This window comes from Pseudomonadaceae bacterium SI-3 (genome assembly GCA_004010935.1).
Classification (GTDB): Bacteria; Pseudomonadota; Gammaproteobacteria; order Pseudomonadales; family Pseudomonadaceae; genus Stutzerimonas.
Genome location: CP026511.1, coordinates 3,878,858 through 3,904,389, shown reverse-complemented (window position 1 = coordinate 3,904,389; position 25,532 = coordinate 3,878,858). Strand labels below are relative to the sequence as shown.

At 62.6% G+C, this 25,532-nt stretch carries 24 protein-coding genes; 11 read left to right on the top strand and 13 right to left on the bottom strand.

The window, feature by feature from the left end:
• Positions 1–21: 21 nt before the first annotated feature.
• From C1896_18270 to C1896_18255, 4 genes are all read left to right on the top strand, one after another.
• The gene (locus C1896_18270; GenBank protein AZZ46689.1) at positions 22–747 is read left to right on the top strand and encodes a deoxyribonuclease V; all 726 of its coding nucleotides are present in this window, start codon (positions 22–24) and stop codon (positions 745–747) included.
• 71 nt (positions 748–818) lie between these two features.
• Positions 819–1,370: a 1,6-anhydro-N-acetylmuramyl-L-alanine amidase AmpD gene (locus C1896_18265; GenBank protein ID AZZ46688.1), complete on the top strand. Its 552-nt coding sequence runs from the start codon at positions 819–821 to the stop codon at positions 1,368–1,370.
• A gap of 23 nt (positions 1,371–1,393) precedes the next feature.
• Positions 1,394–2,230, top strand: coding sequence for a hypothetical protein (locus C1896_18260; protein AZZ46687.1), 837 nt, complete (start codon positions 1,394–1,396; stop codon positions 2,228–2,230).
• Positions 2,231–2,472: 242 nt separating this feature from the next.
• Positions 2,473–4,503: a methyl-accepting chemotaxis protein gene (locus C1896_18255; protein AZZ46686.1), complete on the top strand. Its 2,031-nt coding sequence runs from the start codon at positions 2,473–2,475 to the stop codon at positions 4,501–4,503.
• Between the two features lie 89 nt (positions 4,504–4,592).
• On the opposite strand, the gene C1896_18250 is transcribed toward C1896_18255, so the two are convergent.
• From C1896_18250 to C1896_18240, 3 genes are read right to left on the bottom strand one after another with little or no spacing between them, the layout of a single operon-like run.
• Complete coding sequence (locus tag C1896_18250) at positions 4,593–5,372, bottom strand: TatD family deoxyribonuclease (protein ID AZZ46685.1); 780 nt, start codon at positions 5,370–5,372, stop codon at positions 4,593–4,595.
• A 35-nt stretch (positions 5,373–5,407) separates the two neighbouring features.
• On the bottom strand, positions 5,408–5,653 hold the full coding sequence (locus C1896_18245) for a hypothetical protein (protein ID AZZ46684.1): 246 nt from the start codon (positions 5,651–5,653) through the stop codon (positions 5,408–5,410).
• Between the two features lie 50 nt (positions 5,654–5,703).
• Positions 5,704–6,741, bottom strand: a complete 1,038-nt coding sequence (locus C1896_18240) for a bifunctional DNA-binding transcriptional regulator/O6-methylguanine-DNA methyltransferase Ada (protein ID AZZ46683.1) — start codon at positions 6,739–6,741, stop codon at positions 5,704–5,706.
• 158 nt (positions 6,742–6,899) lie between these two features.
• On the opposite strand from C1896_18240, the gene C1896_18235 reads away from it, so the two are divergent.
• Positions 6,900–7,790 (top strand): serine protein kinase RIO, encoded by an 891-nt coding sequence (locus C1896_18235; protein AZZ46682.1) that lies wholly within the window; start codon positions 6,900–6,902, stop codon positions 7,788–7,790.
• Between the two features lie 88 nt (positions 7,791–7,878).
• Entirely contained in the window at positions 7,879–8,250 is a 372-nt protein-coding gene (locus C1896_18230; protein ID AZZ46681.1) for a hypothetical protein, read from the top strand.
• A 388-nt stretch (positions 8,251–8,638) separates the two neighbouring features.
• Here C1896_18230 and C1896_18225 read toward each other — a convergent pair whose 3' ends face one another.
• Genes C1896_18225 through C1896_18215 form a run of 3 tightly spaced genes read right to left on the bottom strand, consistent with a single transcriptional unit; the run spans position 8,639 to position 14,290 of the window.
• Positions 8,639–10,150, bottom strand: a complete 1,512-nt coding sequence (locus C1896_18225; protein ID AZZ46680.1) for an RND transporter — start codon at positions 10,148–10,150, stop codon at positions 8,639–8,641.
• Entirely contained in the window at positions 10,150–13,203 is a 3,054-nt protein-coding gene (locus tag C1896_18220; GenBank protein ID AZZ46679.1) for an MFS transporter, read from the bottom strand. The genes C1896_18225 and C1896_18220 overlap by 1 nt, the downstream gene beginning before the upstream one ends.
• Positions 13,204–13,207: 4 nt before the next feature.
• Positions 13,208–14,290 carry an efflux RND transporter periplasmic adaptor subunit gene (locus C1896_18215; GenBank protein AZZ46678.1) on the bottom strand — a complete coding sequence of 361 codons (1,083 nt, stop codon included), beginning with the start codon at positions 14,288–14,290 and terminating at the stop codon, positions 13,208–13,210.
• A gap of 222 nt (positions 14,291–14,512) precedes the next feature.
• Here C1896_18215 and bfr point away from each other — a divergent pair, with 222 nt between their 5' ends.
• On the top strand, positions 14,513–14,980 hold the full coding sequence (gene bfr / locus C1896_18210; protein ID AZZ46677.1) for a bacterioferritin: 468 nt from the start codon (positions 14,513–14,515) through the stop codon (positions 14,978–14,980).
• 102 nt (positions 14,981–15,082) lie between these two features.
• Here bfr and cueR read toward each other — a convergent pair whose 3' ends face one another.
• Both cueR and C1896_18200 read right to left on the bottom strand, forming a co-directional pair.
• Positions 15,083–15,484, bottom strand: a complete 402-nt coding sequence (gene cueR / locus C1896_18205; protein ID AZZ46676.1) for a Cu(I)-responsive transcriptional regulator — start codon at positions 15,482–15,484, stop codon at positions 15,083–15,085.
• Between the two features lie 95 nt (positions 15,485–15,579).
• Positions 15,580–17,961: a copper-translocating P-type ATPase gene (locus C1896_18200; protein AZZ46675.1), complete on the bottom strand. Its 2,382-nt coding sequence runs from the start codon at positions 17,959–17,961 to the stop codon at positions 15,580–15,582.
• Between the two features lie 155 nt (positions 17,962–18,116).
• On the opposite strand from C1896_18200, the gene C1896_18195 reads away from it, so the two are divergent.
• A complete protein-coding gene (locus tag C1896_18195; protein AZZ46674.1) occupies positions 18,117–18,308 on the top strand; it encodes a copper chaperone in 192 nt (63 codons plus the stop codon).
• A gap of 43 nt (positions 18,309–18,351) precedes the next feature.
• Here the strand turns inward: C1896_18195 and C1896_18190 are convergent, their stop codons facing one another.
• Positions 18,352–18,981 carry a TetR family transcriptional regulator gene (locus C1896_18190; GenBank protein AZZ46673.1) on the bottom strand — a complete coding sequence of 210 codons (630 nt, stop codon included), beginning with the start codon at positions 18,979–18,981 and terminating at the stop codon, positions 18,352–18,354.
• Between the two features lie 207 nt (positions 18,982–19,188).
• Here C1896_18190 and C1896_18185 point away from each other — a divergent pair, with 207 nt between their 5' ends.
• Positions 19,189–20,388 (top strand): Bcr/CflA family drug resistance efflux transporter, encoded by a 1,200-nt coding sequence (locus tag C1896_18185; protein AZZ46672.1) that lies wholly within the window; start codon positions 19,189–19,191, stop codon positions 20,386–20,388.
• 24 nt (positions 20,389–20,412) lie between these two features.
• On the opposite strand, the gene C1896_18180 is transcribed toward C1896_18185, so the two are convergent.
• Complete coding sequence (locus C1896_18180) at positions 20,413–21,426, bottom strand: zinc-binding alcohol dehydrogenase family protein (GenBank protein AZZ46671.1); 1,014 nt, start codon at positions 21,424–21,426, stop codon at positions 20,413–20,415.
• A gap of 106 nt (positions 21,427–21,532) precedes the next feature.
• Between C1896_18180 and C1896_18175 the strand changes: the two genes are divergently transcribed.
• Positions 21,533–22,453: a LysR family transcriptional regulator gene (locus C1896_18175; GenBank protein ID AZZ46670.1), complete on the top strand. Its 921-nt coding sequence runs from the start codon at positions 21,533–21,535 to the stop codon at positions 22,451–22,453.
• A 27-nt stretch (positions 22,454–22,480) separates the two neighbouring features.
• Here C1896_18175 and C1896_18170 read toward each other — a convergent pair whose 3' ends face one another.
• The 3 genes from C1896_18170 to C1896_18160 all read right to left on the bottom strand — a co-directional run bounded on the left by C1896_18170 (position 22,481) and on the right by C1896_18160 (position 24,984).
• Positions 22,481–23,431, bottom strand: a complete 951-nt coding sequence (locus C1896_18170; GenBank protein AZZ46669.1) for an adenosine deaminase — start codon at positions 23,429–23,431, stop codon at positions 22,481–22,483.
• Positions 23,432–23,960: 529 nt separating this feature from the next.
• The gene (locus C1896_18165) at positions 23,961–24,185 is read right to left on the bottom strand and encodes a hypothetical protein (protein AZZ47728.1); all 225 of its coding nucleotides are present in this window, start codon (positions 24,183–24,185) and stop codon (positions 23,961–23,963) included.
• 208 nt (positions 24,186–24,393) lie between these two features.
• Positions 24,394–24,984 (bottom strand): DUF1949 domain-containing protein, encoded by a 591-nt coding sequence (locus C1896_18160; protein ID AZZ46668.1) that lies wholly within the window; start codon positions 24,982–24,984, stop codon positions 24,394–24,396.
• Positions 24,985–25,186: 202 nt separating this feature from the next.
• Here C1896_18160 and C1896_18155 point away from each other — a divergent pair, with 202 nt between their 5' ends.
• On the top strand, positions 25,187–25,516 hold the full coding sequence (locus C1896_18155) for a four-helix bundle copper-binding protein (protein ID AZZ46667.1): 330 nt from the start codon (positions 25,187–25,189) through the stop codon (positions 25,514–25,516).
• Positions 25,517–25,532 lie beyond the last annotated feature (16 nt).

The window sequence follows — 25,532 nt, the reverse complement described above, 5'->3', positions numbered from 1 at the left end:
AACAGGCAGAAGAGGGCCACCATGACTGCACACACACCGCAAACACGTGCCGAACTCTGCGGCTGGGATGGAAGCACCAGTGCCGCGCGCGAGATCCAGAATCAGCTGGCCAAGAAGGTTGTTTTGACCGATGACTTCGGTCCCTTAAAGCTGGTCGCCGGCGTCGATGTGGGCTTCGAGGACGGCGGCAGGATCACCCGTGCTGCGGTCGTGCTTCTCGATGCCGAAACCCTCGAACCGCTGGCGCAGTCGCTGGCGCGGATACCGACTTGTATGCCTTACATTCCGGGGCTACTGTCGTTTCGCGAACTGCCTGCCGTGCTGCAGGCGCTCGACTCCCTCGATCAGACGCCCGATCTGATTTTTTCCGATGGGCATGGCATTGCGCATCCGCGGGGGCTTGGTATTGCTGCTCATCTGGGGGTAGTTACCGGCCTACCGACCATCGGCGTGGCGAAAAAAATCCTCACCGGGCTTCATCAGCCGCTCGGCGAGCAGCGCGGCAATCAGGTCGATCTGTTGGACAAGGGCGGAAAGGTGATCGGCACGGTTCTACGCAGCAAGGACAAGGTGCGTCCGCTGATCATTTCACCGGGCAACCGGGTCAGCCTGGAAACCGCACCGCAATTAGTCATGCGTTACGTCACCCGCTATCGGTTGCCCGAGCCAACCCGGCTGGCCGATCGCCTGGCCTCGCGCCGTGATGAGAAGCGCGCCGGTCCTCAGCAGTCGATGGAGTTGCGATAGTCTGACTGCTTGCAGCAGGGTGGTTGCAGGCGCTAGCCTTCAGACCCGCAGTTCAACCAGGTTTCGCCGTGATGCAGCTGGATCATGCGACAGGATGGTGCCGAGGTGTACGCCATTGCCCTTCGCCCAACTTCAACCAGCGTCCGGATGGCGAGATTTCGCTGCTGGTCATCCACAACATCAGCCTGCCGCCTGGCCAGTTCGGGACCGGGAAAGTCCAACAGTTTTTTCAGAACTGTCTGCCGTGCAACGAGCATCCCTTCTTCGAAGAAATAGCGAACCTGCAGGTGTCAGCGCACTTTCTGATCGAACGTGATGGCGCGATCACTCAGTTCGTCTCTTGTCTGGAGCGCGCCTGGCACGCCGGTGTTTCCTGTTTCGGTGACCGGCAAAGTTGCAACGACTTCTCCATTGGGGTCGAGCTGGAGGGCACTGATGAAACGCTGTTCAGCGAAGCCCAGTACGACAGCCTGATCTCACTGTGTCGCCTGCTTCAGCAGGCCTATCCGGCGATCACGCCGGAGCGCGTCTGTGGCCATAGCGATATCGCGCCGGGACGCAAGACCGACCCCGGTCCCGCATTTGATTGGCAACGTTTGCGCACGGCCTCGATCGTTGCCTGAACTGCCCTGACAGGATTCGATAGATGATTTTTCTCGTGGTGTTCTTGGCCCTGGTCATCGATAAGCTAACCGATTGGCGGCGTGCGGTGCAGGATGACGGACCCTGGCTGCGCCTGCTGGAGCGCGTCGAGGGCGGCACGGAGTCGAGGCGCGGTCCATGGCTAAGTCTGGCCATTCTGGTGCTGCTGCCGGTGCTGTTGCTTGGCCTGTTGTTGATGGCGCTCGAGCCGCTGGCCTATGGCTGGCTAAGCCTGCCCTTGCACCTGCTGGTGCTGCTTTACAGTCTGGGTCGAGGCCAGGGCAAGCGTGAGCTCGGGCCGTTCCGCGATGCCTGGCGTCGTGGCGATGACGAAGCTGCAGCACTGGTCGCCGAGCGTGACCTAGGGCTTAGCGCGACGGATGCGCCGGGCCTATTACGTGCCGTGGAAGCACAGCTGCTCTGGCGCAGCCATCAAGGCTTCTTTGCCGTGATCTTCTGGTACGTACTGCTTGGTCCCGTGGCGGCGCTCGCCTATCGGCTGCTTGCGTTGACCATCGAGCACGCCAAGGCCGAGGCCATACGCGAGCGGGCGGGCCAGTTCAGGCATGCCTTCGACTGGCTACCGGTGCGAGTGCTGCTGGCCAGCTTCGGCTTGGTCGGCAATTTCGTTGCGGCTAATCGCGCCATGCTGGCTGATTTGTTGCACTGGGGTGTTCCTGCTCGGCAGCTCTTGGCCGAGGTCGGCCCAGTGGCGGCTGACCTGGACGAACCCTACGCCGGGCAGGCGGGCATCGGGCGCCTCGACAGTCTCGCCGCCTTGCTCGTGCGTGCTCGCATCCTCTGGTACGCGGCAATCGCACTCTGGATTCTGCTCCTCTAGCGAATCGATGCCGCTCAGCGCTCGGTAGAGATACGCCGCACAATAGGCGCTCCGCATAAGTGCGGTGGATATGCCGGAATCGGCGTGTCTTCTGCCAGTTGTCGGGGTGTCACTCTGCCATTACCTTAAGTTACATAAGCACCGTCCGATATCCCGTATAAGTTTTCTCGCACCCTTCTCTGACGAGCCCTGCCGCAGTCTCGACGCTGATGGCAATACAACAAAAAATTGGGAGACGTCTTTTGAAAAGTCTGTTGTATCCGGCCATCGCCCTGATGAACCGTCTGAGCTTCGGCATGAAGTTCAGCCTGATCAGCGTTCTGTTTTTCGTCCCCATGCTGCTGACCAATTTCTATCTGGTGCGCGACTCCTACGAGGAGTTCGTCGGCACCCGCACTGAGTTGCGCAGCCTGGAACTGCTGGGCACGGCCTTGCAGCTACGCCGGGAAATGGAAGACTGGAAAGATCTGGTCGAGATCGAAGGCATTATCGGGCAGACCGGTGAAGTGCAGGCGCTGATAACCCGACTGGCCAATGCCGAACGAGAACTTGCCGCGCGAATGCAGAACCTGACGCCGGTCAGCGATAACCCTGAGCAGGTCGCCGAATTCGAAGCGCGCCGGGATGAGCTCGACGCTGCACTGCGTGAGGCTCAGTCGCAGCAGTCCTTGCAAGCAAAAGCCGCTATGGCGCGGGCGGTGTTGGCCAAGGCGCAGGTCATGATCAAGCTGATCGCCAGCCAGTCGGGCTTGAGTCAGGACAGTCAGCGTGATGTCCGCTTACTCTCTGAGCTTCTGACCTCGGCGACGCCGACCATCACCGCTGCGCTCGGTGAAGGTCGGGCGGTGGGCTCCTACACCTTTGGTCAGGGCTATTTGAACTCCGATGCCAGCAACAAACTGGACGACCTGCTGCTCGAGCTGGAGAAGCAGCAAGCGCAATACGGTGCCCAACTGCATGACGTGCTGGGCAGCAGCCCCGCCGCCCAGAGCCAACTTGATACACAGGCAAAGGCGAGCCGCGACTCTCTGCAGTCCAGCAGCGATATCTTCCAAGACCAGGTGATTATGGCCGAGGCGCTGGATCAGCCCTGGGAAAATTTCTACGACCTGATCAGCGCCGAGATGGCGAAAACCTATGCGCTCAACAACGCCATCCTCGCGTTCCTGGATGACCAGCTCGAGCAGCGCCTGGAGCAGAAGCAATTACTGATGGTGCTGCTGCTGGCCGCACTGGCAGTGGTGTTTGTACTGATCGTCTACCTCTACAGCGCGTTCTACATGTCTACCCGCGCATCGCTGCGCAGCCTCGGTGCCACCATGGACCGAGTGGCGGCAGGGGATATGACAGCACGTTTCAAGGTGCAAAGCCGCGACGAGCTGGGCGAGCTGGGTCAGGTGTTCAACGAGACGGTGTCGAAAATCCGCGAGCTTATCGAGCGCGTCGGACATACAGTGGGCGAAGTGGAGCGTCAGGCTTCGCGCGTGGAAACCGTCTCTGGCGAGAGCAACCAGACGGTGTCCGAGCAGCGCGGACAGATCGAACAGGTCGCTACGGCTATGAACGAGATGTCGGCGACCGCGCAGGAAGTGGCCACCAGCGCTGAAGCCGCAGTGGGCAGCGCTCAGAGTGTCAATGAGGAAACCGTCAGCGGTCGCACCCTGGTCGAGGCGCAGGTGAGCGGCATCGGCCTGCTGGCCGCCGAGATCGAACAATCGGTCAGTGTGATCAATCAGCTGGCAAGCGACAGCAAAGCCATCAGCCAGGTATTGGATGTCATCAAGGGCGTGGCCGAGCAGACCAACCTGCTGGCGCTCAACGCGGCGATCGAGGCGGCACGCGCAGGCGAGCAGGGCCGCGGCTTCGCTGTTGTGGCTGATGAAGTGCGCAGTCTGGCCAAGCGCACCCAACAGTCCACCGAAGAAATCGAGCAGATGATTGGTCGCCTGCAGGGCGGCGTCGGTGCGGCGGTCAAGACCATGCACTCCAGCCACTCGATGGCTGAACAAACGGTCAGCCAGTCGGCCCAGGTTCAGCAGGCACTTGAAAATATCCTTGGTGCGGTCGGTGTCATCGTTGACCAGAATCACCAGATCGCCGCGGCCGCCGAGCAACAGACCGCCGTTGCTCATGACATTGATCGCAACATTGTCGCGATCAACGAGGCTGGGCAGCGCACCGCGGAAGGCGCCGGCCATACCGAGCAGGCGAGCCGCGAGCTCACCGAACTGGTTGGACGCCTGCAGCAATTGATCGGCGCGTTCCGCGTCTGATCCTGCCGCTTGTTAAGTTGCGCCCAGTCGCTTGTCGGCGTTGTGCCTAGGCAGTGATGTTGGGTAGAGCGGGCCTGGACTGAGCGCGATCACTTCCAGCCAAACACCTCACAACTATTCCGATAGCTGGCGTCTGCCAGCTCCTCTGGGCTAATGCCGCGCAGTTCGGCCAGCTCTCGGCAGATGTCCGGGAGGAATTCCGGGCTATTGCGTTGACCGGCGTGGCTGTGGGGTGTGATGTCCGGGGCGTCGGTTTCCAGGACTATGCTCTCGAGTGGCAGTTGCTGCAGCACACGGTGCATGCGGTGCGCCTGGGGCCAAGTACCGGCGCCGCCCAGGCCGAGCTTGTAGCCGAGCTTGATGTACTCCCGCGCTTCTTCCCAACTGCCGCTGAAGGCATGTGCGATGCCGGTGCGCTTGAGCCTGTAGCGCTTCAAGGTGGCGATCATCGGCGCGTGGGCGCGGCGAACGTGAAGCAGTACCGGCAGTTCGAATTCGTTGGCCAAGTCGAACTGTGCTTCGAGCAGCTCTTGCTGGCGATCCTTGTTCGGGTTCTCGATGTAATAGTCGAGGCCGATCTCACCGATGGCGCAGAGCTTGTCTTCGCCGCGCAAGCGCTGCAGCCAGTCGCGCAGCGCGTCGATATGCTCCGGTCGGTGATCCTGCAGGAACACTGGATGCAGACCCAGCGCGGCATAGACGGCTGGCTCGTTCAATGCCATCTGCCAGACCCTGTCCCAGTTCGCCTGATGCACGCCAAGCACCAGTACGCGCTCGACTCCAGCCGTGGCGCAGCGGGCTAGCACCTCACCGCGGTCCCCGTCGAAGGGATCGAAGTCGAGATGGGTGTGGGTGTCGATCAAGGGCAAGGCTGGCTCTCCTTCAGTGGGTGCGTGGCAGTGCGTCAGCGGTGTAATTCTTCTTCGATCTGGATATCGCTGACGCCCAGTTCGGCCATGCGGCTGTGCTCGCTGGCGCGTTCCGGAATTTCCCAGGGCGCGTCGACGCTGGCGCGGGGCTCTTTGACGTGGTGCAGCAGGATCTCCAGTTCGGCTTGCTCGATGGCGGGCGCTTCGAAGGCGCTCATTGTCAGCGAGGCAGGTTCGCCATTGATCAGGTAATGGATGCGGTAGCGTTTCAGTTCGGTCATGGCTGGGCTCTTTGCGGTGGCATGTGAAGCATCCGACCGCTAAATCGCTCTCAGGCTCCCGATTCATCACGCTCCGAGTCGAGCAGGGCGGCTTTTCGCTCGACACCCCAGCGGTAACCGGTCAGTGCCTGGTTGGCGCCCACCACGCGATGACAAGGCACCAGCAACCCCACCGGGTTGCTGGCGCAGGCACGGGCTACAGCGCGCGCATGACTGCCAAGGCTTGCTGCCAGCTCACCGTAACGTCGGGTCTCGCCCGGCGGAATGCTCCGCAACGCCTGCCAGACTTGTTGCTGGAATGCAGTACCACGCAGGTCCAGCGGCAGCTGCGCGGCGCGGGTGGGCTCTTCCAGCTGGGTGATGATCGAACGCAGCCATTCGCCGAGCCCAGCCTGATCGGGCAGCAGATCTGCTGCCGAGAAACGGGAGCGCAGTTCTTCAAGTAACGCCTGCCGTTCATCTCCGAACAACAGTGCGCATATTCCCTTCTCGCTGGCCGCCACCAGCAGCAGCCCCAAGGGGCACGGGCTGGTGGCATAGCGCAGGGTTTCGCCGGCACCTTTGCGTCGGCGCTGGGCCGGGCTGATCGCGACGGTGTGCTGATAGGCGCCGCGCGTGCTGCCGTAGCCGGCGTCCAAGGCTGCGCCAAGCACTGACTCGGCATCCGGCAGCTGCATCTCCAATCGCTCTCGTCGGCGCGCTGCGGCCCAGGCGCGCGGTGTCAGGCCGGTTCGCGCCTTGAATGCGCGTGCCAGATGCGACGATGACAGGCCGATACGGGCAGCCAGTTGCTCCAGGGTCATCGGTTCGACGCTCTCATCCAGCAGGCGGCAGGCGGCGACTACCAGCTCATCGAGCTGTTCGGCGAGGCTCTTGCCTTGAGGCGAACAGCGTTTGCACGCGCGGAATCCGGCGGCCTCGGCCTCGTGGATGTGGCTGAAAAAGCTGACACCCTCGCGCCGGGGACGACGTGCCGGGCAGCTCGGACGGCAAAAGATTCGGGTCGAATGCACGGCAAACACGAAGCGCCCATCGAAGCTCGGATCGCGATCGCAGAGCGCTTGCCAGCAGTGGTCGAAATCGAGCATTGCAGTGCTCCCTGGGTGAATGAGCGCGATTGTCCGCCCTGGCCGGCTCTGATGCCAATCCACAGTACGCTTTCAAACTTGCGGGCGAGCATGGAAGCCCGTTCGTGATTGCCGTAACCTGCAGATCTGCATAGTCAAATAGGGTCTGTAAGCCGCTGATGAAAACGCCAAAACGACTCGAGCCGTTGGTCGAGGATGGGCTGATCGACGAAGTGCTGCGCCCGCTGATGAGCGGCAAGGAAGCAGCGGTTTATGTAGTGCGCTGTGGTGATGAGCTACGTTGCGCCAAGGTCTACAAGGAAGCCAACAACCGCAGCTTCAGACAGGCCGTCAAATACCAGGAAGGCCGCAAGGTTCGAAGCAGCCGCGATGCTCGCGCCATGGCCAAGGGCTCCAAGCATGGGCGCAAGGAGAAGGAAGAAAACTGGCAGAACGCTGAAGTGGCCGCCTTGTTCAGGCTGGCGGATGCGGGCGTGCGTGTGCCCAAACCGTATGACTTTCTCGATGGTGTGCTGCTGATGGAGATGATCTCCGGCGAAGACGGCGATGCCGCGCCACGTCTCAACGACGTCGACCTGCACCCCGACGATGCGCGGGAATTTCATGCCTTCATGATCCATGAAGTGGTCAAAATGCTCTGCGCCGGGCTGGTGCATGGCGACCTCTCCGAGTTCAACGTGCTGCTTGATGAGCATGGGCCAGTGATCATCGACCTGCCTCAGGCAGTCGATGCGGCGGGTAACAACCACGCCTTTGAGATGCTCGAAAGGGACGTTGGCAACATGTCCGCCTACTTCGGGCAGTTCGCGCCCGAGCTCAAGTTCACCCGCTACGCCAAGGAAATGTGGGCGCTGTACGAAGACGGCAAGCTCACGCCTGAGTCCGAACTGACCGGGGAATTCGCCGAGCCGGAAGACGCGGCGGATCTGGATGCCGTGATGCGGGAAATCAAGGCGACCCTGGCCGATCAGGCGCGCAAGGAAGCCCTGCGCAACGCAACGGACGAGCCCAGCGACGAGCCGCCCACGCCGCCCTGGATGCGTAACTGAGCGGCGCCTGGCGGGGCTTGATCTAAGACACGGAGGGACGCTATTCGGGCGTCCCTCCTTGGAGCGATCACTGTTCAGTGTCCGCGTGATGCTAGCTGCCTATGAGCGTCGGGATCGCCAGCAAGCTGGCTCCTACAGAGCGAAGGCGTTCCGGGCGCTGAGGATCGCAAGGCTGGTCGGCGGTCCGCTTGTCGTAGAAGCGAGCTTGCTCGCGACCATCGCCCGGCGTTCCCCCCGGATGCTCGCTGCCTGTACTAGTCCTGATCGCCAGCAAGCTGGCTCCTACAGAGCGAGGGCGTTCCGGGCGCAGAGGCTCGCAAGGATGGTCGGCGGTCCGCTTTTCGTAGGACCGAGCTTGCTCGCGATCATCGCCCGGCGTTCCCCCGGATGCTCGCTGCCTGTGCGAGTCCTGATCGCCAGCAAGCTGGCTCCTACAGAGCGAGGGCGTTCCGGGCGCTGAGGATCGCAAGGCTGGTCGGCGGTCCGCTTTTCGTAGGAGCGAGCTTGCTCGCGATCATCGCCCGGCGTTCCCCCCGGATGCTCGCTGCCTGTGCGAGTCCTGATCGCCAGCAAGCTGGCTCCTACAGAGCGAAGGCGTTCCGGGCGCTGAGGATCGCAAGGCTGGTCGGCGGTCCGCTTGTCGTAGAAGCGAGCTGCTCGCGATCGTCGCCCGGCGTTCCCCCGGATGCTCGCTGCCTGTGCGAGTCCTGATCGCCAGCAAGCTGGCTCCTACAGAGCGAAGGCGTTCCGGGCGCTGAGGTTCGCAAGGCTGGTCGGCGGTCCGCTTTTCGTAGGAGCGAGCTTGCTCGCGATCATCGCCCGGCGTTCACTCTAGGGCAGTCGCAGAACTACTGCTCCGAATGCTCCGGCTGCTCCGGCTGCTCCGGCGCTTCGCTCGTGTTGTCTGCATCCGACACCGCGCTCGGCTTCATCTCCCAGCCGCCACCCAATGCCACGAACAAAGCCACCTGCGCAGTTGCCAGGGCGGTTCGGCCTTGCAACGCCTGCTGGCGAGCCTGTAGCGAACCGCGCTGGGCATCGAGCACCTCGTTGAGGTTCGCCTCGCCCAGTCGATAGCTCTTCTGCGCCAGCTCATAGGCGTAGGCACGATGGCGGAGGGTGGTGCGCAGCGAGTCAAGGCGGCGTTGTTGCCCATCGATGCGCACCAGTGAGCGCTCCACGTCCTCCAGTGCCTGGGCCAGTGCCTGCTGGAAACCCAGGTAGGCGCTCTCGCCCTCTGCATCGGCCAGGTCGATCGCCGCACCGCGCCGGCGGTAGTCGAGAAAGGGCAGGCCGAAAGTCGCACCGAGGCGGGCGAAATTCGAGGCGGTGGAAAAGGCATCGCCCAAGGCCAGCCCGGAGCGGCCGACTGCTGCCTGCAAGGCAAGTGTCGGGAACAGGTCGCGGCGGGCGGCCAACGATTGCAGTTGAGCAGCCTGCAGTTGCGCCGCTTCGGCAATCAAGTCCGGGCGTCTTCGCAGCAGGTCTAGCGGCTGCCCGGGCGGGATGGGTTTGTCTGCCAGCGGAACCTTGGCGTCGGCTGTTAGCCGCCGGGCGATGCTTCCCGGTGGCTCGGCGAGCAGCGTATCCAGAGCCAGCCTCGCCTCGGCCAGGTTGATTCCCAGTTCGTCCAGATCCGCCTGCAGCGAGGCACGCTCAGCGGCGCTGGATTCGACATCCAGCCGGGTGACCTCGCCCGCCTCGAACAGTCGGCGGGCGATGTGTTCGAGGCCTTTCGCCAGCTCGATCCCCTCAACCAAAAGCGCGCGTTGCCCCTCAAGGGCGCGCAGTTGCATGTAGCCCTGCGCCATGCTCGAGGCGACCGCCAGCCGGGCTGCAATGGCCTGGGCCTGGGCGGATCGGATCTGCTGGCGCGCACTTTCGGTTCGCGCGCGGGTGGCGCCGAAGATATCCAGCTCCCAGCTGGCCTGTAGCGCCAGTTCCCAGTTATCGAAGGTGATCACGTCTTCATCTGGAATAAATTGGCCAATGGGGCTGTTGGGGTTCTGCTCGTTGCTGTTCTCGATCCACTGGCGGCTGGCTGAGCCAGGCAGGTCGAAGGTGGGGAAGAGTCCCGCGCGGGCCTGCCGCAACTGCGCACGTGCGGTGTCGACGCGCAGCATGGCCAGGCGGATGTCGCGGTTGTTCTCCAGCGCCTGGCGCACGAGCCTTGTCAGCACTGGATCGTCGAATCGCTGCCACCAGTCGGCAAGCGCCTCGGCATCGGCTGGCTGTTGGCGGACCGCATGGAACCAGCTATCCGGCACGTCGGGCGCCGGGCGCTCCGGTACGCTGGAGCAGGCGCCAAGGGCCAAAGCCAGTGCCCAGACCAGCGGCGTGCGGGGCAATCGGATCGGCATTAGGTTTCCTCCGATTTGACGCGCATGAACAGCAGGTACAGGCAGGGTACCGCCAGCAATGTGAGCAGGGTGGCGAAGCCCAGCCCGCCCATGATGGTCACGGCCATGTTGGCGAAGAAGGGGTCGAACAGCAGCGGCACCATGCCCAGCACCGTGGTGCCGGCCGCCATCATCACCGGTCGCAGGCGCGAAGCGGAGGCTTCGATGATGGCCGTGAGCCGAGGGACCTCGGCTTCTATCTGCCGGTCGATCTCGTCCACCAGCACCACGGCGTTCTTGATCAGCATGCCCGTCAGGCTGAGCAGGCCGAGCAGGGCCATGAAGCCGAACGGCTGTCCGGTTACCAGCAGCCCGAGCGTGACGCCGCACAGCGCCATCGGCACCACCAGCCAGATCATCATGGGCTGGCGGACCTTGGCAAACAGCAGCACCGTGACCAGCACCATCGCCAGATAGGGCACCGCGAGCGTGCTGGCCAGCGCCTGCTGGGCATCGGACGACTGTTCGTGGTCGCCGCCCCATTCCAGCGAATAGCCGATCGGCAGTTCGATGTCTTCGATCAACGGACGAATGCGCTCGAAGGCGACGTTGGTGTTCTCGCCGTCGCGCGGTTCAGCACGGACCGCAATGGTCCGTTCGCGGCCGTAACGGCGAATCATCGACTCCTCGGTCGTAGCCTCAACGCCGTCCGCAACCTGGGCCAGGGGCACATAGTTGCGGGTGGCCGGGCTCCAGATCAGCCGTTGCAGGAGATCACCCGGTTCGACGCGATCCTCTGGCGTAGCGCGCAGGAGGATCGGGATCAGCTCGTCCTGATCGCGGAACACGCTGACCTGCTGGCCCTCGCTGGCCACCGACAGCGCCTGCGCCACCTGTTGACGGGTCAGCCCCGCATCGGCCAGGCGGTCCAGGGCCAGCCGCGGACGCAGCACCGGAACGGGCGAGCGCCAGTCATCGCGGATGTTGAAGACCTGACCCTGCTCCTGAAGGATTCGCTGGCCCTCCGCCGACAACCGGCGCAGCTCGTCAATGTCGGGGCCACTGATCCGCGCTTCGAGCTTGGCTTCGGCGTTAGGGCCGAACATGAATTGCGCGGCGGCGGCGTCGGTAGAAGGATAGCGGCCCGGCAGTGTCTGGTTCACCTCGCGAACCAGATCGGCGATCACCTCGGCATTCTCGGTGCGTACCAGAAAGTGCATCAGCGCAGGGTTAGGCTGTTCCGGCGCGTAGGTGAGCATGAAGCGCGACGCACCTGCGCCAACAAAGGTCGACACATCGGTTACGCCGTCCAGCTGTTTCAGGTAGGCCTCGACATCTTCGGCGGTGCGGCTGGTCTCGCGAATATGCGTGCCCTGCGGTAGGAACAGGTTCACGTAGAAGATCGGTGTGCTCGACGGCGGAAAGAAGCTCTGCGGCACGCGGCTGAAGCCCAGCACGCTGAGGACCGTGAGTACAACTAAGATGCCCAGTGTCAGCCAGGGGCGACCCAGCACTCCACCGGCGATACGGCGGTAGCGGTTGTAGATCGGCCCGCTGTAGGCATCGTCCGGGTCGGTGTCATCGTCCTCTTTATCGCCCTTGCGCTCGAGCAGGTAGTGCCCGAACAGCGGCACCACCAGCAGTGCCAGCAGCCAGCTGAGCAGCAGCGACGCGGCGATGACGAAGAACAGCGAGAAGAGGAATTCACCGGTGGTGTCCTGCGACAGGCCGATCCCGGCAAAGGCCAGGATGCCGATGATGGTCGCGCCCAGCAGCGACCACTGTGTCTGCTGCAGCGTCTTGCGAGAGGCTTCGAGAATGCTTTTGCCGCGCTGTTTCTCGATCAGCATGCCGTCGCAGACCACTACGGCATTGTCCACCAGCATGCCCATGGCGATGATCAGCGCGCCGAGGGAGATGCGTTCCAGCTCGATCCCCCCGATCCACATGAGCAGCAGCGTGCCGAGCACGGTAAGAAACAGCACGGCGCCGATGATCGCGCCGGCGCGTACACCCATGGCCAGGCACAGCACGCCGACGACGATGGCCACCGACAGGAAGACGTTGAGCGCGAAGCTGTTGACCGACTCGTTGACGATGCTGTGCTGCTGATACAACGGATGCAGTTCGGCGCCCAGCGGCATCAGGTACTGCATGGACTCCAGCTTCGCCTCGACGCTACGACCGACTTCGACGATGTTGCTGCCCGACACACCGCTGACGCCGAGGGTCAATGCCGGCTCACCGTTGTGGCGGATGATCTGGCGTGGGCGTTCGGCGTATTCGCGTTTCAAGGTGGCGATGGAGCCCAGGTCGACGCTTTGCTGGCCTTGGCCCACTGGCAACGCACGTAGCGCATCCAGGGAGTCGAACGCGCCGGTCGGGCGGATGTGGACGAAGAATTCGCCGGCCCGCACGCCGCCGGCTTCCACCGCTGCGTCGGCATCGGTCAGCGCCGCAACCAGCTCTTGTGGAGACAGCTTCAGTGCGGCCAGGCGCGCCTGATCGACTTCCACCAGAATTCGCTCTTCACGCACGCCGGCCAGTTCGACCTGGCCAACGCCGTCCGCCGTGATCAGCCCGCGGCGCAGGTCCTTGGCGACTTCATGCAGCTCTTCCAGCGTCAGGCCTTCACCGGTCAGAGCAAAGAAGATGCCGTAGACATCGCCAAAGTCGTCGTTAACCAGCGGTGGGTCCAGGCCGGGAGGCAGCTGTTGTCGAGCATCTTCGACCTTGCTGCGCAGCTGGTCCCAGATCTGATCGAGCTGCTCACCCGAGTAACGGTCCTGAATTTCGACACGGATTTCCGCCAGGCCGATCATCGAGCGCGAGCGGATCTGCTTGACCTCGGAAAGCTCCTGGATGGCACTTTCCAGGGGTTCGGTCACTTCCTGCTCGACTTCGAGTGCGGTCGCGCCGGGATACTGCACCGTGACGATGGCTTCTTTGATGGTGAATTCGGGATCTTCCAGCCGGCCCATTTCGAAGAACGCGACGACGCCCCCGACCAGGCAGATCAGGACCAGCACCCAAATGTTGACCGGTTTGCAGATGGCGTAACGTGCTAAATCCATCCGCTTACTTCCGCCGTTCGGCTTTGATCGGCTGGTCTTCCGACAGCTTGCTGCCGCCCGCCACCACCACCAGCATGTCGTTGTTCAGCTCGCCGCTGACCACCGCGTGATCGTTTTCGATGCGCTCGAGCTGCAAGTCCTGGCGCTGGGCATGGCCGTCCACCGCCAACCAGAGGTAATGGCTGCCGTTTGGCGCTGTTTGCACGGCGTTGAGCGGCAGGCGAAAACGCGGCGGCGTATCGCTTTGCGAGGCGGCAGGCCGCTGGAGGCGAACCCGCATAGCCATTCCCGGCAGCAGGTTGTAGTCGGCCGGCGGCTCGCCCTGCAATGTCAGATTGTAGGTGCGTGAGCCCTCGCGAGGCTGGGTGCTGTGTTCCTTGTAAGCCAACGGCAGGGTCAGGTCGGCGATAACCAGTTCGCCCACGGCCTCCAATGTGCTGTTCAGTGGAATGCTCAGCGCCGCGCTCTCTGGCAGGTCGACCGCGACCTCGATGTGCTGGTTGTTCTGCAGTTCCAGTACGGGCGAGCCTGTGGCAACCACCATGTCCGGTTCGACCAGGCGCCGCGCGACCACACCGTCGAACGGTGCCTCCAGCGTGCTGTGATTGACGTTACGAAGGGCGCTGTCACGGGCGACCCGCGCCGCCACCACATTGGCCTGCAGGGGTTCGACCGCGGCGGGAGCGATAATCCCCTCGGCCAAAAGGGCGCGTTTACGGGTCAGATCCGCCTCCAGCTGGCGCAGCCGCGCCTCGGCTTCGCGCAGTTGCAGCTCGTAGTCGGTGTCATCGAGCTTGGCCACCGGCTGACCTTTTTCAACGCGCTCGCCCTCGTCGACGAGGATCCGCTCGACGCGGCCCGGCACCTGGAATGCCAGCTGCGTGCTGGTCACGCTATCGACCACCCCCGGAAAGCGCAGCGCCTCGGGGCCGTTATCAATGCGCTGCAGGGGCTCGACGAAAGCGACGCGTGGCGGGACTTGCGCAGGTTCCGTGTCCTCGGAGCAGCCAGACAGCGCCAGCAACATGCAGATCGAAACGGTGATATTGAGATGCGGTGAGTGGCCTCTCGACGATAAAAGCGGCATCCGTTCTCCTGGACGATAGGGGCGAGCAAGACGTCGCGGTGCCAGTGCGAAACGCCGCGACAGAACCAGTAGAACCCCGCTCTGGCTCGGGAGTTCGACCTATGCTGAAGTGACCCGCTGGTCAGCCGGTTTTGCCTGTGGCAATGGGGCTGCGGTCAATCTGCCGCCGATTGGGCGTATCATTGCCCGGCGTTCAAAATGTCAGTGCAGGAGAGAGTCGCAATGCAAGGTCAGCCACAGGTCATCGAATATCTGAAAGAACTGCTGCGTGGGGAGCTGGCGGCGCGCGATCAGTATTTCCTGCACTCGCGGATGTATGCCGATTGGGGCTTCACCAAGCTCTACGAGCGAATCAATCACGAGATGGAAGAGGAAACCCAGCACGCCGACGCGCTGCTCAAACGCATCCTGTTCCTTGAAGGCACTCCGGACATGACGCCCGAGGCGATGCATCCAGGCCAAACGGTCCCCGAGATGCTGCGAGCCGATCTGGCACTCGAATACAAGGTGCGCGAAGCCTTGGCCAAGGGCATCACGCTGGCCGAGCAGCATGGCGATTACCAGACGCGTGAAATTCTAGAATTGCAGCTGATGGACACCGAGGAGGATCACGCCTACTGGCTGGAGCAGCAGCTCGGGATGATCGATCGTATCGGCTTGCAGAATTATCTGCAGACGCAGGCAAGCTGATCGCGCAAACGATTCACCACGAGGCCAGGCGCAACGCCTGGCCTCGTTGCATCTGGGCGGCGTTGAGAGTTCGTCGCCTGGGCCGACTTGCCGAATGTGCCGTTAAGCGCAACATCCGCCGGACTCAAGGTCCTTGAGGATCGGGCAATCCGGCCGGTCATCGCCCTGACAGGTGTCGACCAGCTCTTGCAGGGTGTCGCGTAACCCCACCAGTTCAGCGATCTTCTGATTGAGCGCCTCGATATGCGCGCCGGCCAGGGACTTCACGTCAGCGCTGGCGCGATGGCGGTCCTGCCAGAGCGTGAGCAGCCTGCTCACTTCCTCCAATGAGAAGCCCATATCGCGCGAGCGCTTGATGAAGGCAAGGCGGTGCAGGTCTTCCTCGCCGTAGTGACGGTAGCCGTTGGCGCTGCGCCCGGCGGGGGAGATCAGGTCGATGGACTCGTAGTAGCGAATCATCTTCGCCGATAACCCGCTTTTCTTTGCTGCTTGGCCAATGTTCATGTGCGCATCCAGACGAATCGGTGTGAGGCTGTTGTGTGCTGCGTCAGCGCGGTGTCCATGCGTGCCGCCGACCACAGCCCGCGCGCGGCGGCACGCTAGTCCTTCGGCTCCCAACGCTTGAGCAGCAATGCGTTGCTGACCACGCTGACACTCGACAGCGCCATCGCCGCGCCTGCTACCACCGGGCTGAGAAAGCCGAACGCTGCCAATGGAATACCCACCAGGTTGTAGATGAACGCCCAGAACAGGTTCTGCTGGATCTTGCGGTAGGTGCGGCGGCTGATCTCCAGTGCAGCGGGCACTAGGCGTGGATCGCCGCGCATCAGGGTGATACCGGCGGCATGCATGGCCACATCGGTCCCGCCGCCCATGGCAATACCGACGTCGGCTGCTGCCAGCGCTGGCGCATCGTTGATGCCGTCGCCGACCATCGCGACCACCGCGCCGCCTTTTTTCAACTCGGCGACCGTGGCCGCCTTGTCTGCCGGCAGCACTTCGGCATGCACGCTGTCGATCTGCAGCGCCTCAGCCACAACGCGCGCACTGCCGCGGTTGTCACCCGTGATCAAATGGCTGCGAATATGCCGGGCGTTGAGAGCTGCGATCGCTTCAGCGGCGCCTTCTTTGAGGCTGTCGCCAAAGGCGAACAGGCCGAGCACGCGAGGTTGCGGTGCAGTCTCGATCAGCCAGGAAAGCGTGCGACCTTCGCTTTCCCAAGCCTCGGCTTTGCCCGCCAGCTCGCCTGGTTGCAGGCCGCTGTCGTCCATCAGCCTGCGATTACCCAGCGCCAGCGAGCGGCCATTGAGGTCGCCCGAGATGCCGCGACCGGTTAGCGACTGGCTGCGCTCAACGTCGGCGACCGTAATACCTTGTTCTGCGCAACGGTCGAGCACCGCCTGAGCGAGTGGATGTTCACTGCCGCGTTGCAGTGCCCCAGCTTGTTGCAACAGCGTGGCTTCGTCGCCGTCCACGGCATGCAGATGCACGACGCGTGGCTTGCCGGAGGTGAGTGTGCCGGTCTTGTCGAAGGCGACGGCTGTCACGGCATGGGCGACTTCCAGCGCCTCGGCGTCCTTGATCAGAATGCCGTGGCGGGCGGCGACGCCGGTGCCTGCCATGATCGCCGCAGGTGTCGCAAGGCCCAAGGCGCAGGGGCAGGCGATCACCAGCACCGCAACCGCGTTGATCAACGCCACTTCAGCCGGAGCGCCGACAAACAGCCAGCCGGCGACCGTCATAAGGGCGATGACCAATACGGCCGGGACGAAGACCTGGCTGACCTTGTCCACCAGCTTCTGAATGGGCGCTTTGGCCGCCTGAGCGTCTTCGACCAACCGAATGATGCGCGCCAGTACCGTTTCGCCGCCGAGGGCCGTGGTGCGCACCAGCAAGCGGCCTTCGCCGTTGATCGCGCCACCGGTGATGCGGTCGCCCGGCTCTTTGTTCACTGGCAGGCTTTCACCGCTGATCAAGGCTTCATCGGCCTGGCTCTCACCTTCGACTACCTCGCCGTCCACTGGGAAGCGCTCGCCAGGCTTGACCAGTACCAGGTCGTCCAGGCGCAGGGCGGCGATGGCAACGTCCTCTTCACGACCGTCGACCACCCGTAAGGCGCGATCCGGCCTGAGCGCCTCCAGCGCACGGATAGCCGCGCTGGTCTGACGTTTGGCGCGGCTTTCCAGATACTTGCCCAACAGGACGAGGGCGATCACCACAGCCGACGCTTCGAAATACAGATGCGGCATCTGCCCGGCCTCAGCGGCCCACCACTGGTAGAGGCTCAAGCCGTAACCGGCGCTGGTGCCGATCGCAACCAGCAAATCCATGTTGCCGGCGCCAGCGCGCACGGCTTTCCAGCCGGCCACATAAAACCGCGCCCCGAGGATGAATTGCACAGGTGTGGCGAGCAGGAATTGAATCCAGGGTGGCAGCATCCAATGCAGCCCCAGCAGGTCGCCGAACATCGGGATCACCAGCGGCGCGGCCAGCAGCAACGCGGCGATCACTGCCCAGCGTTCGCGGCGCAGACGGCTTTCGCTTGTGTCCGTGGCGGGCTCGTTATCGCTGCTGGCCTGTGCCTTGTAGCCGGCTGCTTCGACGGCCTGGATCAGTACCGTTGCGTCTACCGCGCCGAGCACCTCGATGCGTGCGCGTTCGCTGGCCAGGTTCACCGACGCGCTGCGTACGCCCGGCACTTTGAGCAGAGCGCGCTCGATGCGGCCGGCGCAGCTGGCGCATGTCATGCCTTCGATAGCCAGTTCCAGCGTCTGCACCGGGACGCCGTAACCCGCCTTTTCCACGGCTTGTATCAGCGCGGCGATATCGCCTTCATGGGTTTGCACACGGACCTGCTCGGCGGCGAGGTTTACCGCCGCATTGTCGACGCCGGGCACCTTCAGCAGGGCGCGTTCGACTCGCCCGGCGCAGCTGGCGCAGGTCATGCCGGTAATAGGCAAAGTGTAGGTTGCGCTGGTCATGGTTCGCTCCGAATGGGCCTGATGCCGATGATGATCAACCTTCACCTTATGGGAAGGTCAAGTCGAGTAACAGGTTGTCGCAGCCAGTCTATTGACCTTATCAGTATGGCAAGGTTGAGCATGCTGAAGTCGTCAATAAACGAGAGGAGCACCTAATGCAGACGTTCAACGTGACAGGCATGACTTGCGCGCATTGCCAGCGCGCCGTGACCCAGGCGATTCAGTCCCGAGATCCCAGTGCCAAGGTTGATGTCGATCTTGAGGCAGGAGTGGTGCGAGTGGAGGGTGGGCTGGACGAGGCGGCTATCCGCGAGGCCATTGAAGAAGAGGGCTATCAGGTCCAGTGACGCGATACGCGGCAGCCGGTGCTGCCGCGTTTTATGCGATAGCTCAGTGAGCGATGGAACTGTCCCAGTCCTTGACCAGGCCACGGAACACCGGGTCGATCAGGGCGGCGCAATCCTTTTCCGGATCGAACAGGGTCGGGTCGCGGGTCCAGTCGCTGAACACACCGACGATCAGCGCGTGCAAGGTGCGCGCGGCCAGTTTTGGCGTGATACCTGGATAAAGACTGTCGGCGGCACTCTCCAGCAGTTTCTCGCAGAGCTCGATAAACAGATTGATGAATGCGTGGTGGCGTTCTTCCGCTTCGCGCAGTTCTTCCGTGAATTCGCAGCGGTGCAGGAGAATGGTCATCACGCGGCGCTTCTGCTCGTCCCGGCCCAGCGCACTGATGCCTTCGATGCAGAGTTCATGCAGCGCTCGCAACGGCTGCTGTTGGGTGCAACTGCAGAGTCGCTCGGCCATTTGCTCCGGCGGCAGGCGAACCTGGTTGAGCATTTCATGAAACAGATGTGCCTTGTTCTGGAAATGCCAATACACAGCGCCGCGAGTCACCCCGGCGTCGCGGGCAATCTGATCCAGGCTGGTATGCGCCACACCCTTGTCGAGAAATAGCCGCTCGGCAGAGGCGAGCAGGGCGATACGGGTCTTTTCGGCGTCTTCTTTGGTTCTTCGCATGTGAGAGCTACGGCAGCCTGACGCTGCATTGATTAAGGCCTTGGCGGGCGGGCTATGCGGAGTTTGTCCTTCAACTTCTGCAACTTTGGATGTTTACAATCGTCTGTGTATGTAACAGCATCTGACCTTCTCTGTAAATGATCGATCTCTACCGCGGCTTCCCTGCGCGTTGACGCTTCGGCTTTTTCCGCTTCGCGAGTTCTCTCCATGCCCCTTCCGATTTTGCTCATCCTGGGCGCTCTTAGCGCCTTTGGCCCGCTGGCCATCGACTTCTATCTACCCGCGTTTCCCTCGATTGCGCGCGCTTTTGCCACGGACGTGGAACACGTTCAGCTGTCGCTGGCGGCTTACTTCATCGGCCTGGCCCTTGGTCAGCTGATCTATGGGCCCCTGGCGGATCGGTATGGCCGGCGTTGGCCGCTGCTGGTGGGTGTGACGCTGTTTACTCTGGCGTCGCTGGCGTGCGCGTTTGCGCCGTCGCTGGACTGGCTGATCGCCGCGCGTTTCGTCCAGGCGCTGGGTGGCTGTGCAGGCATCGTGGTGACCCGCGCGGTTGTGCGTGACAGCTGCGATCCGGTCCAGGGCGCCAAAGTCTTTTCCCAACTGATGCTGGTGATGGGGCTGGCGCCTATCCTCGCACCACTGGCGGGTGGGCTGTTGATGAACGTCTTTGGCTGGCAGGCGATCTTCGTCTCGCTGACGATATTCAGTGCGCTGTGCGGCGTTGCAGTCGCGATGCGGCTGCCGGAGACCCTGCCAGCCGATGCGCCCAAACACGCTCTGAGCGGAACCTTCAGGCGCTACGTCGCCTTGTTTCGTGACGGCGAATTCATCGCCTTCGCGCTCTCCGGCGGCGTAGCCATGGCGGGCATGTTCGCCTATATCGCCGGGTCGCCCTTCGTCTTCATCGAGCTTTATGGCGTTCCGGCCGAGCACTACGGATGGCTGTTCGGCAGCAATGCGGCTGGATTCATCCTCGTTTCGCAGATCAATGCACGGCTGTTGCGCGTGCGCGGTCCGGGTTTCTGGTTAAGGCGCCTGGTTTGGCTCTACTTCGCTTGCGGTGCGGCGCTGTTGGTAATCGCACTGAGCGAGCCCGATGCGCTGTGGCCGCTGCTAATCCCCTTGTTCGCCGGGCTGGCGAGCCTTGGCAGCATCCTGCCCAATGCGACTGCTTGTGCCATGGCAAAGCAGGGCAAGCAGGCGGGGTTGGCGTCGGCCTTGATGGGCAGCATGCAGTTCTGCGTCGCTGCCTTTGCATCGGCAGCGGTGGGTTGGATGCATAACGGCACCGCGGTGCCGATGGCTCTGGCGATCACGGTGTGTGCTGGCCTGGCGGCGTGTCTGGCCTGGTACACCGGCCAGATCGCAACTTCGCAGCGCAACCAGGAGGCCGCCTCGTCCTGAGGCGGCACGCCAGCCGACCAGAGGTCAGAAGCCTTCGAGGACGACCTTGCCCTTGGCTTTGCCGCTTTCGATAAAGCCATGGGCGCGACGCAGGTTCTCGGCGTTGATCGTGCCGTAGTGCTCACCCAGCGTGGTTTTGAGCACACCGCTGTCGATCAGCTCGGCGACCCGGTTGAGCAGCTGGTGCTGGGCGATCATGTCCGGCGTCTGGTACAGCGAACGGGTGTACATGAACTCCCAGTGCAGCGACAGGCTCTTGCGCTTGAGCAGGCTGATGTCGAGGCTTGCCGGATCATCGATCAAGGCCAGGCGCCCTTGAGGCTGCAACGCCTCGACGATCTGCGCCAGATGCACGTCGGTGTGGGTCAGGCTGGCAACGTGGGTGACGTCGGCGATGCCCACTCGTTGCAGCTCGGCGGCCAGTGGCTGGCTGTGATTGATCACTTCATGAGCGCCCAGCTCTCGCACCCAGTCCTGGGTTTCGCTGCGCGAGGCCGTGCCGATTACCTTCAGTCCGGTCAGCTGGCGCGCCAGCTGCGTCATGATCGAACCCACACCTCCTGCTGCACCGACAATGAGTAGGCGCTGGTCACGCTCATCTTTGCTTTCGCTGATTTGCAAACGTTCGAACAGCAGTTCCCAGGCGGTAATCGACGTCAGCGGCAGCGCCGCTGCAGCCGCGAAATCCAGTGTTGCGGGCTTACGGCCGACGATGCGCTCGTCTACCCGATGCAGCTCGCTGTTGGCGCCGGGGCGGTCCAGCGCGCCGGCATAGAACACCTCATCGCCGGGCTGGAAGAGGGTGACTTCGCTGCCCACCGCGCGCACCACGCCGGCCGCATCCCAGCCGAGCACCTGATATTGACCGGCTTCCGGCTGCACGCGCATGCGGATCTTGGTATCCACCGGGTTCACCGAAATGGCGCGGACCTCGACCAGCAGGTCGCGCGGGCCGGGTGTGGGATCAGGCAGTTCGATGTCGATCAGTGAATTCACGTCGTCAACGGGCAATGAGTGTTGGTAGCCGATGGCTTTCATCGTGGGTCTCCTCTAGAGATGGGCATTGAATACCGCCATGTTCGGCTTTCGCGCTGCGATGAAAAACCGCATATTTCGCAGAGACTCTTTCAATGGAATATTGAAAATGCTGCGTAGCGATGACCTACAGGTATTCGTGCTGACCGCTGAACTGGGGAGCCTGTCGGCCGCTGCTCGGCAGCTGGAATTGTCGCCGGCCGTTGCCAGTGCGGCGCTCAAGCGACTGGAAGCGCAATTGGGTTGCCGCTTGCTGGTGCGTTCGACCCGGAGCCTGAGGCTGACGGGCGAAGGCGAGCTCTATTTGCCCCATGCGCGTTCGGCCTTGCAGAGCCTGGTCGAGGGTCAACAACTGCTTGCGGGCGGTAAGGCGACTATCAGTGGCACGCTGCAGCTGTCAGCGCCGTCAGATTTCGGCCGCAATGTGCTGCTGCCCTGGCTGGACGAATTCCAGCTGCAGCACCCGCTCTTGAGCCTTCGACTGTTATTGGCGGATCGCAATGCCGACCTGTTTCGGCAGCCGGTCGATATCGCGCTGCGCTATGGCCAGCCGGAAGATTCCAGCCTGGTGGCGGTCCCGGTGGCGGCGGCCAATCGGCGCGTGCTCTGCGCTTCGCCGGGCTACCTGGCGGCAAATGGATCGCCGTGCACGCTGGCCGATCTCGCCGACCATAATTGTCTGCGATTCATGTTGGCCGGGCGGGTGCATGAGCGCTGGTGCTTTCTCGACGACCGCCGCCGCGAGCTGGAGCAGCTGGTGAGCGGTGATCGCGTCAGCGACGATGCCGATGTGGTGCGCCGGTGGGCGCTGGCAGGGCGGGGCGTGGTGTATAAATCCTGGCTGGACATCGCTCAGGATGTGCAGTCGGGGCGACTGGTGGTGCTGTTGCCAGAGCTGCTGGGCGAGCCGACGCCGCTGAACCTGATCTGCGCCCACCGTGCTCATTTGGGCGAACGGGTGCGGCTGTTGCGTGAACACCTGGTTGAGCGATGCCAGAGGCTGATCCAGCTGGCGCCGTTCGCCCCTTGACGGGCCGCGCACGGCGGCCCTTATCGATCACTTGGCCAGGCGGGCGTCGAGGCTGTTCTGTGCCAGCCGGCGCGCCTGATCCTCGGTCATGCCCAGGCTTTCATGCAGTGCCATGAAGTTCTCCGTTACGTAGCCGCCGAAGTAGGCCGGATCGTCGGAGTTCACCGTCACCTTCACGCCCTGTTCCAGCATCTGCAGGATATTGTGTTGGCTCATGTCATCGAACACGCAGAGCTTGGTGTTCGACAGCGGGCAGACCGTAAGCGGAATCTGCTCGGCGATCAGCCGTTCGATCAATTTCGGGTCCTCTGATGCGCGCACGCCGTGGTCGATGCGGCTGACCTTGAGCAGGTCCAGCGCTTCCCAGATGTATTCCGGCGGGCCTTCTTCGCCGGCATGGGCCACGGCGAGGAAACCTTCAGCGCGGGCCTTGGCGAAGACTCGCTCGAACTTGCTCGGTGGATGTCCCATTTCGGAACTGTCCAGGCCAACCGCGAAGAAGGCGTCACGGAAAGGCATCGCCTGTTCCAGCGTCTTGAAGGCTTCCTCTTCCGGCAGATGACGCAGGAAGCTCAAGATCAGCCCGCTGCTGATGCCGAGCAGCTCGCGGCCATCGGCCAGCGCGCCGCTGATACCGCGCATCGCGACCTCGAACGGGATGCCGCGGTCCGTGTGGGTCTGCGGATCGTAGAAGGGCTCGGTGTGCACGACATTCTGCTCTTCGCACTTCTGCAGGTACGCCCAGGTCAGGTCATAGAAGTCCTGCTCGGTGCGCAGCACATCGGCGCCGGCGTAGTAGAGATCGAGGAACTCTTGCAGGTTGCCGAAGTTATAGGCGCTGCGCAGCGCATCGACGTTATCCCAGGGCAGGGCGATCTTGTTGCGTTCAGCCAGGCGAAACAACAGCTCGGGTTCGAGTGAGCCTTCGAGGTGCAGATGAAGCTCGGCTTTCGGTAGGGCGTTTAGCCAGTCGTACATGAGAGATTCCCCATCTGGAAAAGGCGCATTTAATCACGCTGGCCGGATTGACCCCAGGGTCGGATTGGCCGCTTGTGGATTGATCTCGCCGCGTCGCACCTTCAGTTCGATCACGTGCCGAACGGACTGTGCAAAAAATGAGCAAGGTCGTCCAAGCGAGAGCGGGCGCGGTTAAGCGCGCTCAGCCCAACGGTTATCCACAATCTTGTCCACCTGTTCTGCGGATAACAAAACAGATGCGTGGTGGCGACGTGAAATCACCTGTCCAAGCTGATTTGAAGCGTAAAAAATGCTTGAGAATCAATGATTTTTCGCATCTCAACGGGCTGCTAAAGCGTTTCGGTTAAAAAATGAACGAAGGTGCCCAGGCCGCGTCGCCGTTGGGCTTGCCGCATTGTTCCCAGTGTTATCCACAATGTGATGCACACGAACGGTGGACAACCTGCGGACAAAAAAAAGCCACGCTTGCCTGGGGCAGCGTGGCTTTCGAGTGCAGACGCGCCGATAAGGCGCACGCCTCTACTATCTGTCAGTTCTGAGTGGGGGCGGGAACGCGTGGCTCCACTGGTTCACCAACGTCCGGCTCGTCGTCGTCGGGCATGGTGACATCGACATCAGGCACTGTGACGGTCTTTTCCTTGGTGCCTACGTCCACTTCTGGCGCATCCACGTCATATTCCGGCATGTTGCCGCCTTCGACTTCAACGTCTGGAAGCGAGCCTTCTTCGGTTTTTTCGACGTCGCAGCCTGCCATCCCTAGGGTGGTGAGCAGTACGGCGCCGGGGATCAGCCACTTATATTTGCTTTTCATTCATCAGACTCCTGTTTCGCAGCGGAATGCGTGTCTCGGCACTTCCACTCGTTTGTGTTGGGGCACGTACGCATGAATGCGCCGACCCAACGGCAAGTGCCGCTGTTATAGGGACTTCTCTGATATCGCGCAGTTCAACGGGGAACGATGCTCAAGGGTCAAGCGGGTGCAGTTCCGAGCGGCCACGGCTGATGTCGGACAGGAGTTTCTGCACCTGGGGTTGTTGCGCTGCGGGGAAGGCCAGCTGCAGCTCAGCGCCTTCCGCGTCGAAGGTTTCGCTGTCGATCAATGCGTCAAAGTCGCTCAGGCGCGACTTGAGCAGCGCCAGTTCGGCAAAGCGGCAATGACAGCTGCAGCGAACCCGGGCGACCAGCTCGACGCGCTCGCCAGCCTGCAGGCATTTCGCCGCTGAGCCGCCGTAAGCACGCGCCAGGCCGCCGGTTCCCAGTTGTATGCCACCGAACCAGCGAATCACCACAACCACCACCTGGTCGCACTCCTGCCCTTCGATCGCGGTCAGCATGGGTCGCCCGGCCGTTCCGCCGGGCTCACCGTCATCACTGAATCGGTACTGGTTGCCAACTTTCCACGCCCAGCAGTTATGCGTGGCGCTGGCGTCGCTGACCGCCTGGATGAACGCCTGAGCCTCCTCGGCACTGGACACGGGCGCAGCCTTGGCGAGGAAGCGGCTCTTGCGGATGGTTTCTTGATATTCGCAAGGTGCAGCGAGGGTGGAGGTCATGTGCATCGCGGAACTGGCAAAGGGATCGAGAATTGTAGCGATGACCGCAGCCGAGCGGGGACTCGTTGCGCAACGCGCTGTGGGGTGAATGGACCATTGGGTCGATCAAACTGAACTTCGAGCGGTGTACCCGGCACGAACTGTATGAAGGGGGCGATTCGCTCTCACCCATTTCGCGAACATCGACCTTGGAGGAACCCCAATGCTCAATTCCAAGTACGAGGCTTGCATTCAGGCCTGTTCCAACTGCGCCATCGTATGCGAAACCTGCGCCGCATCCTGCCTGCGCGAAGACGACGTCAAGATGATGGCTCGCTGCATCGAGCTCGACCGCGACTGCGCCGACCTTTGCGCACTCGCCGCCACGCTGATGGCACGCGACAGCAAGTTGGCCAAAGAGATGTGCCGTATCTGTGCTCAGGCCTGCCGCGAGTGCGCCGAAGAGTGCGGTAGCCATCAGATGGACCACTGCCAGGCCTGCGCCGAAGCCTGCCGCAAGTGCGCCGAAGAGTGTGAAAAGATGGCTGCCTGATCCGAATGAGCTACAT